Origin of the sequence: Streptomyces sp. NPDC001270 (genome assembly GCF_042896695.1) — a bacterium.
In the GTDB taxonomy this organism is placed as follows: domain Bacteria; phylum Actinomycetota; class Actinomycetes; order Streptomycetales; family Streptomycetaceae; genus Streptomyces.
On record NZ_JBIAXM010000033.1, the window covers coordinates 14,262 to 26,879 of the forward strand.

Consider the following 12,618-nt stretch of genomic DNA (forward strand, 5'->3'; position numbering starts at 1 on the left):
CCCGTCAGTCACTTTGATGTCGCTGGTCGGCAAGAGGCTGTTCGGGACGACGAGGGTTGCGTGGGGCATGGCAGACAGGCGGACGCTGGGGAGGAGCTTCGGATGGCTGTGGGGGGCGTACGCCGTCAGCGCGTACGGCACGGGGTTCGGGTTCGGCGCGTTTCCCTTGATCGCGGTCCTCGTGCTGCACTCCGGGCCGACCGAGGTGTCGGCCCTGTCCGCCGCGGGCCGGGCGGTCGGAGCCCTGATGGCGGTGCCGCTCGGCCCGTGGATGGAGTTCCGCCGTAAACGGCCGGTGATGATGGCCATGGACCTGACCCGGTTCGCGGCGTTGACGAGCGTCCCCGTCGCGTACGTGCTCGGCTGGCTCACCTTCCCCCAGCTTCTCGCCGTCTCCGTCGTCGCCGCCGCGGCCGACATCGCCTTCAAGGCCGCCAGTGGCGCGTACCTGAAGGCGCTCGTGCCGCCGGCCGACCTCCTCGTCGCGAACGGCCGGTTCGAGTCCACGACGTGGAGCGCGACCGTGCTCGGACCCCCGCTCGGCGGCGCCGCGATCGGGCTGTTCGGCCCGGTGACGACCGTGGCGGCCGACGCGGTCAGCTATCTGCTCTCGGCGCTGGGCATCCGCGCCATCGGCGGGACGGAACAGCACCCCCCGCGCACCGGCGTCCAACGGGTGCGTGCGGCCGAACTCCTCGAAGGATGGCGCCACATACTCACCCATCCCGAGCTGCGCCCGCTGTTCTTCAACACGATCGTCGTAAGCGGCCTGATCATGGCCGCCGACCCGCTGCTCGCCGTACTCCTGGTCGGCAGCCTGGGGTTCACGCCCTGGCAGTACGGCCTCGTGTTCGCGCTGCCCTGCGTCGGAGGTCTCCTCGGCGCACGTCTCGCGCCCCGGCTCGTGACGCGGTTCGGACAGCGCAGGGTGCTGCTCGCCACCGGAGTGCTGCGCGCCTGCTGGCCCGTCGGACTGGCGTTCGTCCGGCCCGGCGTCCCCGGGATCATGCTCATCATCGGCGTCCAGTTCGGTCTGGTGACCTGCTACGGCGTGTTCAACCCGGTGGTAGCCACCCACCGGCTCCATCACATCGCCTCCGACCGCGTCGCCCGCACCCTGACCGCGTGGTCGATCAGCAGCAGCGCCGCCATCGCGCTCCTGACCGCCTTGTGGGGTGTGCTGGCCGCCGCGACCAGCCCCCGCACGGCGATCGCCCTCGCGGGGGTCGTCCTCCTGGCGACCCCGCTGCTGCTCCCGCTCCGTGAGAAGGCGCCCAAGAACCCGACGGAACAGGCCGTGACCACCACCTGACCAGCGCGGCCCGCCCCGCGGGCCTCCCCGCTCCGGGGCCCATCCCTTCGACGGCGGTACGGCGAGCGCCCGTCGGGTGACCAACTCGGCCGGCCCGGCAGGCCATCGGCACCCAGCGGCGTGGCCGGAGTCCTCGGCCCCCGTGCCGAGATCCCTGAAGAGGAGATCGCGGGCGGGCGCGGTGCCGACGGCGGCGCCGACTGCCGTGCCGGTTCGGCCGTCTGCCGTGCGTCCAGTCCCTTCACCTTCCCGGATCACGAACTCGCCGGGTGCACCCGCATCACGCGGACCCCGCGCCGCTGGAGTTCCACGACCGTGTAGTCCTGGCGCTGCCACCTGCCGAGCGGTCCGCCCACGAGATCCTCCGCTTCCTCGCGCCGCAGGTCCCGGTGCCTGAACTTGACCAGCGGCGGCTCGTAGCCGGGCACCACGTCGAAGTCGTGCACCTCGCAGAACCTCTCGCCGATCCCACCGGCGGCGGAGTAGTAGGTGAGCCACCGGGCGTGGTCCTCGAACCGGGTGGGGTGCACGCCGTGGCGACGCAGGACCAGGTCGGCGACGATCGCCGTGACCTCGGGGCACTTGTTGGTGATCGAGGCCACGGGGTCGTTGTCCAGATCGCCCATGACGACCACCGGTTTCGGCGCGTTCCCGGGCCGGAAGACCCGTACGTGGTAGTCCGCGTGGCCGTACCAGTGCGGCGACCGGTAGGGCAGCGCGTACTGGTCGATCACCAGGACGGCCTGGTCGTCCAGGGTCGGCGGGTCGCCGGACCTGCGACGGCGGGAGAAGAAGATCATGTCCGTTTCCTCAGCAACGCGGTGATCTCGGCGCCGACGTCCTCGGTGAGCGTGCCCGCGCACGGGATGCCGAGGCTTTCCGCGAGCCCTCGGCCGTGCAGGTCGACGGCCGACTCGGCGAGTTCCGCGAACGCCACGCCCGCCGTCCGTGCCCGCCACCAGGCGGTCACGGCGGTGACGGCGCCGACGACCGCCGACGGCCACCACACGAGGCCGACGACGAGATAGCCGAGGGCCCATGCCAGCAGCCGGGTCGCCGCGGCCAGGCTGCTGCGGGCCGTGCCGAGTTCGGCACGGACGTCCTCGGGCAGCGTCAGCCAGAGCCGCGGCCAGGCCGAGGTGAGGTCGAGCCGGTAGCTGTCCCAGACACGGGTGTCCACCGCGGCGATCCGGTCGCCCAGCCAGAACGGGCGGGCCGGCGGCGCGAGGCTGATCCGGTTGCGCAGGGCGTTGAGGTCACGGGCCCGCGCCGCGGCGGCCGCCGCCTCGGGAGTGCGCTCGGCCCGCGCCGCCGCCACCAGAGCGCGGTCGAACCGCTCCTGCGCGGCGTCCCAACGCCGACGGCGCCGGGCGGTGAGCCGTCGCGGCCGGTCGCCGAGCCACAGCCGTTCCACCACGGCGCCCAGCGCGGTGACCGCCAGCCCGAGACCCGCGGAGACGACGAGGACCCCCGCCAGGAGGAGCACCAGCGTGCCACCGGTCCGCAGCGCCGGCTGTGCCGACAGCCCGTCGAGCCGGTCGAGCAGCAGCCCTGTGTCGTGCCAGCGCCGCTGCCCGAGCGTCGCCCCTGCCGCGATCGCGCCCATCAGCAGCACGCTGGGGCCGAGCAGCAGGGCGAGCCACCGCTCGGCCAGTCTGCCGCCCAGCGCCTCCAGGAACCTGGTCACGACCGCAGCCTCTTGACGGCCATCGGCCGCCGGTGCACCAGGCAGTCCACCGGGACGGCGCCCGGCGCCTCGATGCGGGAGCAGGTACCGCCGGGGCAGGCGAGGACCTCAAGGACCCGGTGCCCGTCGCCGACGCCGAGCAGCCGCTCGTAGGTACGGACCGGGCTCAGCCCCGCCGAGTGCCCGGCCTGTAGCAGCAGCTCTTCCAGTTCGTCGAAGTCGTCGGCGAGTTCGAGGGGCGCGGCACCGCCGCGGACCCGGTCGGCGATCGACTCCGCGCATGCCCGGACCTCCGGCGAGGACCGCACCGCGTCGGCGGCATCGGCCAAACGCTCGCACAGAACGGCGAGTTGGTCAGCGCTCATCGTAGTGAGGATAACCTCGCGTGGTGACCCCGACACCCTTCGACAGCGACATCGAACGCAACCGGCGCCTGGCCGACGAGGGCTCGGTGAACGCCATGCTCGACCTGGCCATGGGATTGCGCGACCGCCACCGGTACACGGGCGATCCGGCCGACCTGCTGGAGGGGATCGCCCGGCTGCGTACCGCCATCGGGTACGTGTCGGACCATCCGGTCGGACACACGTTGCGGGTCAACCTCAGCGCCCTGCTGCTGGACCACTTCGACTACTTCGGCGACGTGTCGGCGCTGCACGAGGCGATCGCCGGCTGCGACGCGGCCCTCCCGCGACTGGACGAGCAGGACCGGCGGGTGGTGGCCACGATGCGGGCCGAGGCGCTGATCGTGCTGGCCGAGCACACCCGCGACGCCTCGTACGTCGCCCAGGCCGTCGAGTCGGCGTCCCGGCTGCCGCGCGCACCTGCGGTGCTGTTCGTCCTGGGCAGGGCCCTCCACCAGCGGTACGTGCTGACCGACGACCACACCGCGCTCGTCGAGGCGGCCAGCCTTCTGGAAGAGAGCGTCCGGGCGTCGCCCGCCGACGACCTCAACCGTCTGCTGCGGCTCAACCTCCTCGGCGACGTGCTGCAGAGGTCCGCCGAACACACGGGTGACGAATCGGTGCGGGAGAGCGCCATCGGCCATCTGCGGGCCGCGGTGGCGGGCGCCCCGAGCACATCGGCCCTGCTGCTCGACTTCAAGGTCGACCTCGCCGCCGCGCTGCGGGACCGCGGCCGGTACACCGGTGACCTCGCGGCCCTGCGGGAAGGCGTGGGCCTCCTGCACGAGGTGCTCGCGGCCACCCCGGCCGGCACCCGCTCGTGGGGCAACCGATGCGAGAACTACCTGATCGCCGTGCACGATCTGATCGAACAGACGGATGACATCGAGTTGCTGGACCAAGCCGTGGAGATCGGCAGGTCCGCGCGCGGCCGGGGCAGCAAGGACGCCACCGTCCCACTGCTGCTCGGCCTGCTGCACCACGACCGGTTCCTGCACTCCCGGCTGCGGACGGATCTGGCGCAGGCCGTCACCGAGTACACGCAGGTCGTCGAGTCGGTGCCGTACGGCGGGTCGGACCATGTGGCGGCGCTGGGCAACCTGGGCCGGCTCTGGCTCACCGAGCACCGCTTCAGCGGCGATCCCGCGGCCCTGGGCCGGGCCGTGACGGCTCTGGGCAGCGTCGTCCGGGCGAGCGCTCCCGGCACCCCGCGGCGCGGCGCGGCCCAGATCAACTACGGTGACGCCCTGTACGCCCAGTACGAGACGAACCTGGACCCGGGCGTCCTCGCCGCGGCGGGGCAGGCGTTCCACGAGGCGGCGCGGACCGAGGAGGCGCAGCCGATCGTACGGATCAGGGCCGCCCGCGCATGGGCCCGCACAGAGGCGGAGGCGGCACACTGGCGCCGGGCGCGGGACGCCTACGCCTTCGCGGTCGGCCTGCTTCCGCTCGTGGTCCCGCGGCGGCTGGCCCGCCCGGACCAGCAACGGATGCTGGAGGAGCTGAACGGCCTTGCCGCCGACGCGGCCGCCAGCGCCGTATGGGCGAACGATCCGGAGACCGCGGTACGGCTGCTGGAACTCGGCCGTGGCGTACTGGGCGGGCAGGTGCTGCAGAGCCGCAGCGATCTGTCCCGGCTGCACGAGGTCGCACCGGAGCTGGCCGGCCGGCTGGGCGAGGCGTTCGACCGGCTGGCCCCGTCCGGGCACCTCCTGGGCGCCGCGGCCGACGAGCGGCACGGCCTGGACATCCGTCTGGGGCGGCTGCTCGACGAGGTCCGCGCGCTGCCCGGGTTCGAGGACTTCCTCGCACCGCCCGAGCTGACCGACCTGCTGGCCGCCACCGAGGACGGACCGGTCGTCCTCATCAACGTGAGCGCCTTGCGCAGCGACGCGCTGATCGTCGGACCCGCGGGCGTCACGGTGGTCGAACTGCCGGGCGTGACACCGGACTCCGTGGCCCAGCAGGCCGACGCGTTCGGAACCGCACTCGCCGCGGCGACCCGGCCGGGACCCGGCGAGACCGAGGCCCAGACCACCGTCACCCGGGTGCTCGGCTGGTTGTGGGACTTCGTCGCCGAACCGGTACTGAAACGGCTCGGCCACACCGCCGCACCGTCCGGCACCCCGCCGCGGATCTGGTGGTCGCCGGTGGGACAGCTCGCGTTGCTCCCCCTCCACGCGGCGGGCCGCTTCCCGGACGGTGCCACGGTCCTCGACCGCGTGGTCTGCGCCTACACCCCGACGCTGCGCGCCCTGCGGCACGCGCGGGCCCGGTACGTACGAGCCGGCGATGACCTGGTGGTCGTGGCGATCGGGGACGCACCCGGCGCGAAGGCGCTGCGCAGCACGGAACGCGAGGCGAGCAGGATCGCCGCACTGACTCCGGCGACCCGGCTGACCGGCGCGCGGGCGACGGTCGACACGGTCCGCGCCGCGCTGGCCACGCACGCGTCGGCGCACTTCGCGTGCCACGCGACGCACGACCCTGATGATCCGTCAGCCGGGCATCTGCTGCTGCACGACGGCCCGCTGTCGGTGCTGGACGTGTCGGCGCTGGACCTCTGCGGGGTCCGGCTCGCGGTGCTGTCGGCCTGCGAGACGTCCCTCGGCACACACCGGATCCCGGACGAGGGGCTGCACCTGGTGTCGGCCTTCCAACTCGCCGGCTACCCGCAGGTCGTCGGCACTCTGTGGCAGGTCAACGACCACGTGGCCCGGCTGGTCGCCGTGGACCTGCACCAGGGGATCGCGGCGGGTGAGGACGTCGCGACGGCCCTGCACCACGCCGTGCGCCGCTGCCGGGAGCGCTACCCGAGGACCCCGACGCTGTGGGCGGCGTACCTGTATTCCGGTCGGTGAAAGCCACCTGAACGCCGAACCCCTGGGCACCGGCGCGGCATTTCGGCCAAACTGGTGAGGTGGCGTTCTGGGACAGGAAGAAGACGAAGAAGAACCAGCCCGAGGTCACCGACCACTTCGTCGGTGACTTCGGCAGTGCCGAGATCAAGATGACGGAGCGGCCGGGTGACGTACCGTTGGTCCACGTCAAGCTGTCGGTGACCCAGGAGTTCGCCTCCGGCCTGGAGTTCGAGCGTAAACGTGAAGAACTCGGCCTGGAGCACCCGGAGACACTGCACGCTCTCCATGTGCACGCGGTGGCCGTGGGCCGGGAGCCCGGCCGGCTGAACGACGCCGTCGAACTGCTGAACTGGCTGGTCGCCGCCCGCGCGAGGGACGAGGAGAACAGACTCCTGACGCTGAACGACCTCACCCGGCTCCTACAGGAGGGCGGCCAACTCGTGGTCGCCGAGCAGCGGTTGCGGGAGGCACTGGCCGGGTGGGAGCGGCTGCGCGGCCAGGACGACGTCCAGACCCTGTCGATCGCGACGAACCTGGGCAACATCCTGCTCGACCTCGGGCGCAGGGAGGAGGCGGAAGGGCTGATGCGGGACACCGTCGCCCGCCGTACCCGCACCCTCGGTGCCACCCATCCCGACACGCTCAGCAGCAGGAACACCCTGGCGGGCGCGTTACGCGGCTCGCTCGACCGGCTCGCCGAGGCCGAGCGCATGTACCGGGGGATGCTGGCCGACACCGTCGCCGACAGCGACCAGGCCCTGACCGTACGGCACAACCTCGCCGCCGTCCTCATCCACCAGGGCAGACACGCCGAGGCCCTGACGATGTACGGGGAACTGGTCGAGGTCCGGTCACGGCTGAAGGGCGACCGGGATCCGGACACCTTGACCGCCCGGCACAACTACGCCGTCGTCCTGAACCGGCTCGGCCGCGTCAGCGAAGCGGAGGCGCTGATCGCCGAGGTGCTCGCGGGGTACCGGCGGGCGCACGGCCCCCGGCACGCCAAGACCCTCGGGGTGCAGGTCGACCTCGCGGCAATGAAGGCCAACCAGGGCCGCAACGCGGAGGCGGTGCCGCTGCTGCGCGACGCGATCGAGGGCTACCAGAGCACGCACGGGCCCAACCACCCCCGTGTCCGTGAACTCACCAACATCCTGGCGCAGTTGGGCGGATAGAAGTCCCGCCTGCGGAATGCCGGACCTGTCACGGTGACCAACAACCGACCATGGCCGCCGGCTCGTCGGACGGATCCGTGAACGACGCCGGCCACCAGCCGGCGATTTCGCCGGCATGGCACGACGCCGTCCATGCCTGCGGTCCGAGCCCTTGGACGAAGGACGGGGCCGCCGTCGAAGCGCGGCCCTGATCCGTTCTTCCGGAGCCCGGACACGTGCTGTGGCGCTCAAATGGATTGATCACCTTCCGTGCGCCTGGCTAGCGTTGCCCGTCATGACGACCACCCCGGAAGAGGCCGACTGGCGCGCGGCGAACCGCGCCAACTGGGACGAACGCGTCCCGATCCACGTTGCGGGCCCCTTCTACGACCTGCCCGGTTTCGTCGCGGGCAAGGACACACTGCGGGACTTCGAACTCGACGAGGTCGGCGACGTGAGCGGCAGGACACTGCTCCACCTGCAGTGCCACATCGGGCTCGACACCCTGTCCTGGGCCCGGCGCGGAGCCACCGTCACCGGTGTCGACTTCTCCGAGCCCGCCATGGAGACGGCCGCCGGCCTCGCCGCGCGGATCGGCGTCGCCGGCGCCCGCTTCGTCACCGCCGACGTGTACGACGCCGTCCAGGCACTCGACGGGCAGGCCTTCGACGTCGTCTACACCGGTTTCGGCGCGCTGTGCTGGCTTCCGGACATCGAGCGGTGGGCACGGACAGTCGCCGAACTCCTCGCCCCGGGCGGCTTCCTCTACCTGGCCGAGTTCCATCCGGTGGCCGACATCCTCGCCGAGGACGGCCGCACCGTCGAGGGCGACTACTTCCGCCGCGCCCCGGTCGTCGAGGACGCACCCGGTACCTATGCCGACACCGGTGCGCCGATGTCCGCGAGCCTGACCGTCGAATGGCAGCACGGCCTCGGTGAGGTGGTCAGTGCCCTGGCCGCCGCCGGGCTCCGCCTGGAGTTCCTGCACGAACACGACCACGGCCACTTCCGGCTCCCCGCCGGGCAACGCGTCCCGCTGGTCTACACGTTGCGCGCCACGAAGGCGGGGTGAACGGCCGACCGCCCGAAGGACGGGGAAGGGGGCCCGGCGCAGCACGCCGGCCTCACGCCGCGCACAGCGGTCAGTTCTCGTAGGACAGGTCGAGTTCCGGCGACCCGGCCGGCCGGGCCTCGGCCGCGGCGTCCGGCGTCGCGATGCCGGGGAGGATCTGCTGCCACCAGCAGGCCAGGCGCTGATGGAGGTCACGACGGCCACAGATGACGTGGGAGAGCATCTGGATGCCGGTGAAGGAGCCCACCACGCTGGCCGCCACGTCCTCGGGAGCCATCTCTTTGCGCAGTTCTCCCGCGCCCTGGGCACGCGCCAGATCGCGGGTGAAGGCGAGCAGCCACCAGTCGTACATGTCCGAGTCGTCCGACTGGAAGGTCCCCTGTTCCACCGTGAGCCGGATGCTCGCCCGGAACAGGACGTCGGTACGCAGCCGGTGCGCCAGTACATGCGTGAAGTCGATCACCTGTTGCAGCGGCGATCCGGACGGGCTGCGCACCTCCAGCGGGATCTCGGTCTGCGCGGCCATGACGGTGTTCGCGATCTCCGCCTTCGACTTGAAGTGGAAGTACATGGCACCCTTGGTGATGCCGCTGCGCTCCTGGATCTCGTTGATGCTCGCGGCCGCGTAGCCGCGTTCGTCGAAGACTTCGGCCGCCCCCATCAGCAGTCTCCGTCGCGTGGCGATCGCTCGTTCCTGTTGTGCCATCGTGGTGATTCCCTGTTTCCCCAGGACATGTCGGCCTGATGACCGGTCAGGCCGATCGGCTAAAAACAAACCGTACGTTGGGTATTGTATGGCTGGCCCGGCGAGTGCCGCTCGGGAAAGCGACACAGAAGCGCGGGCAGCACCGCGGCAGACGCCCCCCCGATGACGTTCGGACCGTTCCGGGCACGTCCAGCGCCGTCACGACCGGTTGCCGTGCGGCGGTGTCCGCCACGGCGCCGGGACGATCAGGAACGGCCTGCCCGAGCCGGTACGCGGGACCGGAGTGAAAGTGACTCTTTCACGTTCCACGTACTCCAGCACAGTGCGGTACCCCCGACGATCTCCCTGCCCGTGAACGGGCGCATGCGACAGGCACGACGATGATGCCTGACGCCGCAGACCATCGTTCCGGCCGGACCGCCCCTGCCGTCCCCTCTCAGACAGCCACGGTGAACCGGCGCCACAGGCCGGCGCACACCCCGGAGACGCCGAGGACCGCGCACCCCGTGAACACCAGACCGGCGTCCCGCACCCCCAGCGCCACCGCCAGGGCGCCGACCCCGACCACGGGCACGGAGATCCCCACATAGGCGACCACGAAGAACGCGGAGATGGTGGCGCCTCGGCGGGCGTCGGGAGCCGCGGAGCCCACCTCGGTCAGGCCCGCGCGGAATGCCAGGCCCTGCCCCACGCCGCCGGTCGCGGCGCCCACGAGGAGCACCGGCAAGGACGCCAGCAGCAGCGAGGCTCCGACGAGGAGCAGGCCCGCGACGAGCACCAGGCACCCCAGTGGCAGAGCCCTGCGCAGGCCGACACGGCCCATGAGCAACTGCCCGCCGGTGGAGGCGCAGAACACGGAGAAGACGACGGCGCCGACCACCGCCAGATTGTGCTCGCCCAGCGTCCGGGCGAGAAAGTCCGGAGCGACCGCGGTGAACAGACCGAGCAGCGAGAAGCCGGCGAAGGCCGCGAGGGCGCCCGGCGTGAACACGCCGCGCACTTCGGGCGGGACCGTCATGCCCTGCGGCCGCAGCGGGGGCCGGGGGCCGGTGCGGCGCACGGTCTCCGGGAGCAGACAGGTGGCCGCGGCAGCCGACGCCAGGAGAACCAGGTGGAGGAGGAAGGGCAGCTTGAGCGGCCAGGGCGCGTACTCGGCGAGGAGACCGGACACGAGGGGGCCGAGTCCGAGCCCGCCCATGTTGGCGGCGGTCGCGGCGAACGCGGCGCGTGCGCGGCGCCCCTCGGGTGCCAGTTCCAGGACGGCTGCGGTGCCGGTGCCGCTGAACAGACCGGCGGAGAAACCCGACAGGACCCGCCCGGCGAACAGCAGGGGCAGGCCGCCCTCGCACAGGAAGCACACCGCGCTCAGCGCGGACAGACCGAGCGCGCAGAACAGCATCGGGCGCCGTCCCAGCACGTCGGAGAAGTCACCGGCGACCAGCAGCGCGGTGATGACCCCCACCGCGTAGACGGCGAAGACCACCGTCACGATCAGCTCGGAGAAGCCGATCTGACGGCGGTACAACTCGTACAGGGGCGTCGGCAGGGTGGTGCCCATCATCCCGACGGCGAAGACACCCGCGGCGGCGCCGTACCCCAGCCGACGCACCCGCCCACGGCGTTCGGCGTCGCGACTGACCACGTCTCACGGTAACCGTCCGGTACGGGATGGCCCGCAAGGCCGGCGTCGGGCGTGTCAGGGCCCACCACCCGCTGGGGCGGTGCCATCCGGTCGCAGACGCGAAGACGAGGCTCCGGCCGGCCTCAAATCGCGGACGCCCCACGGCTATTACGACGTAATGGAGGGGGTGGGCGTATCACAGGCGAAGCGTCGAAGAGGCTGGAGGAGGGCCTCCCTTGACCGTACCGTCGCCCCTTCGCGGGCACGGCCGGATCCGGAGGCACGGCGCGGCGAGCCCGGCCGTGACGTTCGCGACTGCCACTGTGGCGGATGTGGGAGTACGCACGCTCTGCGCCACGACGCTTCTCGCCGCCCTCACGGCAGTCGTCGCCGCGACTGTCCGCACAGGCGGTGATCTCGGCCGGCCGACCCCGCTCCTGTACTGGTACGCCGCCGCGTGGGCGCTGTTCGCCGGCGCGGCGTGGACCGTACACCGGGTGCCGGTGCGCGCCGCCGTGACGCTGATCCTGGCCGGCGGGACCGCCCTGTGCGCGGCGGCGCTCTCGGCTCCACCACGCACCAGCGACGACATGTACCGCTACGCGTGGGACGGCACCGTACAGGCCGCCGGAATCTCCCCGTACGCCTACCCCCCGGACGCGCCACAGCTCGCCCGACTGCGTGGTCCGTGGCTCTTTCCCGCCCGGACCGAGTGCCGCGCGTGGGACCTCCACCCGGTGCCGGGCGGGTGCACACACATCAACAGGCCGTCGGCACGCACGATCTATCCGCCCGTCGCCGAGGGATGGTTCCTGCTGGTGCATGCGGTCTCCCCGGCGGGCGGGCGGCACAAGCCGCTGCAACTCGCGGGTGCGTTGCTCGCCGTCGCCACGACGGCCGCCCTGCTGCTGGTGCAGCGGCGGACGGGTGGCGACATACGGCGGGTGGCGTTGTGGGCGTGGTGTCCGGCGGTGCCGTTCGCCGCGGTCAACGACGCCCATGTGGACACCCTCGGAGTGCTGCTCACCGTCGTCGCGCTCGGTACGGCCACGGGAATACGCCGTGGAGCGCTGCTCGGCGCGGCCATCGCCGTCAAACTGCTGCCCGTGCTCACCCTTCCGGGCGCGCTGTCGGGGGTGCTGGCCCCGGGCGTCGCCGCCCGGGCCGCGCTGCGGAGGACGGCGAGCGTGCTGTTCGCGGCCGTCGGCGTCGTGGTGCTCGTCTATCTCCCCTACGTGCTGGCATCCGGTTCCGCGGTCCTCGGTTACCTCCCCGGCTATCTACGGGAAGAGGGCTACGAGTCGGGCGACGTGGGCCGGTTCGCGTTGCTCCGGCTGGTGCTGCCGGACCGGTGGGCCGCTCCGGCCGCCGTCGCCCTGGTCGTGCTCAGTGCCTGGTACGTCCTGCGGCGCGGCGATCCACAGCGACCGTGGCACGGCTCGCTGCTGGTCACGGGCATCGCGCTGCTGCTCACCTCGCCCGGCTATTACTGGTACACGCTGCTCGTCGTGGCCCTCGTGGCCATGGGCGGACGGTGGGAGTGGCTCACCGTCACCGTCGCGAGCACCGTGCTGTACATCGCGGACGCCCTCCGGTGGAGTGACGTCCAGGCCGCTGCGTACGGGTCGGCCGCCGTGACGGTGCTCGCCGGTGCGCTCGTCCGCGCGCGGGCGCGCGGCGGCGGAGACCGACGTCCGGTCGGGGCCTGAGGGAGGGCCGCCGGTCGGCTCGGGCACCAGGACTCTACGGCGGGGCCCTTCGGAGGCGCCCCGCCGCAGGTCGAGTCGTCGCACCCGTCAGC

Annotated in this window: 10 protein-coding genes; 5 read left to right on the top strand and 5 right to left on the bottom strand. The window is 72.3% G+C overall.

Features of this window, described 5'->3' with window-relative positions:
- Positions 1–67 precede the first annotated feature (67 nt).
- Positions 68–1,312: an MFS transporter gene (locus ACFY2B_RS37145; RefSeq protein WP_390767459.1), complete on the top strand. Its 1,245-nt coding sequence runs from the start codon at positions 68–70 to the stop codon at positions 1,310–1,312.
- 254 nt (positions 1,313–1,566) lie between these two features.
- Here the strand turns inward: ACFY2B_RS37145 and ACFY2B_RS37150 are convergent, their stop codons facing one another.
- Genes ACFY2B_RS37150 through ACFY2B_RS37160 form a run of 3 tightly spaced genes read right to left on the bottom strand, consistent with a single transcriptional unit; the run spans position 1,567 to position 3,364 of the window.
- Positions 1,567–2,112: a hypothetical protein gene (locus ACFY2B_RS37150; protein ID WP_390767460.1), complete on the bottom strand. Its 546-nt coding sequence runs from the start codon at positions 2,110–2,112 to the stop codon at positions 1,567–1,569.
- Positions 2,109–2,999, bottom strand: coding sequence for a hypothetical protein (locus ACFY2B_RS37155; protein ID WP_390767461.1), 891 nt, complete (start codon positions 2,997–2,999; stop codon positions 2,109–2,111). The genes ACFY2B_RS37150 and ACFY2B_RS37155 overlap by 4 nt, the downstream gene beginning before the upstream one ends.
- Positions 2,996–3,364 carry a hypothetical protein gene (locus tag ACFY2B_RS37160; protein ID WP_390767462.1) on the bottom strand — a complete coding sequence of 123 codons (369 nt, stop codon included), beginning with the start codon at positions 3,362–3,364 and terminating at the stop codon, positions 2,996–2,998. Before ACFY2B_RS37160 ends, ACFY2B_RS37155 begins: the two co-directional genes overlap by 4 nt.
- Before the next feature lie 23 nt (positions 3,365–3,387).
- Here ACFY2B_RS37160 and ACFY2B_RS37165 point away from each other — a divergent pair, with 23 nt between their 5' ends.
- From ACFY2B_RS37165 to ACFY2B_RS37175, 3 genes are all read left to right on the top strand, one after another.
- Positions 3,388–6,264 carry a CHAT domain-containing protein gene (locus tag ACFY2B_RS37165; protein WP_390767463.1) on the top strand — a complete coding sequence of 959 codons (2,877 nt, stop codon included), beginning with the start codon at positions 3,388–3,390 and terminating at the stop codon, positions 6,262–6,264.
- Between the two features lie 59 nt (positions 6,265–6,323).
- Positions 6,324–7,439, top strand: a complete 1,116-nt coding sequence (locus ACFY2B_RS37170) for a tetratricopeptide repeat protein (RefSeq protein WP_390767464.1) — start codon at positions 6,324–6,326, stop codon at positions 7,437–7,439.
- A 274-nt stretch (positions 7,440–7,713) separates the two neighbouring features.
- The gene (locus ACFY2B_RS37175) at positions 7,714–8,490 is read left to right on the top strand and encodes a class I SAM-dependent methyltransferase (RefSeq protein ID WP_390767465.1); all 777 of its coding nucleotides are present in this window, start codon (positions 7,714–7,716) and stop codon (positions 8,488–8,490) included.
- 70 nt (positions 8,491–8,560) lie between these two features.
- On the opposite strand, the gene ACFY2B_RS37180 is transcribed toward ACFY2B_RS37175, so the two are convergent.
- Together ACFY2B_RS37180 and ACFY2B_RS37185 are read right to left on the bottom strand one after the other, a co-directional pair.
- On the bottom strand, positions 8,561–9,196 hold the full coding sequence (locus ACFY2B_RS37180) for a ScbR family autoregulator-binding transcription factor (protein ID WP_390767466.1): 636 nt from the start codon (positions 9,194–9,196) through the stop codon (positions 8,561–8,563).
- Positions 9,197–9,632: 436 nt separating this feature from the next.
- Positions 9,633–10,805, bottom strand: coding sequence for an MFS transporter (locus ACFY2B_RS37185; RefSeq protein WP_390767520.1), 1,173 nt, complete (start codon positions 10,803–10,805; stop codon positions 9,633–9,635).
- Positions 10,806–11,149: 344 nt separating this feature from the next.
- On the opposite strand from ACFY2B_RS37185, the gene ACFY2B_RS37190 reads away from it, so the two are divergent.
- Positions 11,150–12,526, top strand: a complete 1,377-nt coding sequence (locus tag ACFY2B_RS37190) for a glycosyltransferase 87 family protein (RefSeq protein ID WP_390767467.1) — start codon at positions 11,150–11,152, stop codon at positions 12,524–12,526.
- Positions 12,527–12,618 lie beyond the last annotated feature (92 nt).

Coding starts and splice junctions, on each gene's coding strand:
- ACFY2B_RS37145 (WP_390767459.1), top strand. CDS start 68: ATGGCAGACAGGCGGACGCTGGGGAGGAGCTTCGGATGGCTGTGGGGG.
- ACFY2B_RS37150 (WP_390767460.1), bottom strand. CDS start 2,112: ATGATCTTCTTCTCCCGCCGTCGCAGGTCCGGCGACCCGCCGACCCTG.
- ACFY2B_RS37160 (WP_390767462.1), bottom strand. CDS start 3,364: ATGAGCGCTGACCAACTCGCCGTTCTGTGCGAGCGTTTGGCCGATGCC.
- ACFY2B_RS37175 (WP_390767465.1), top strand. CDS start 7,714: ATGACGACCACCCCGGAAGAGGCCGACTGGCGCGCGGCGAACCGCGCC.
- ACFY2B_RS37180 (WP_390767466.1), bottom strand. CDS start 9,196: ATGGCACAACAGGAACGAGCGATCGCCACGCGACGGAGACTGCTGATG.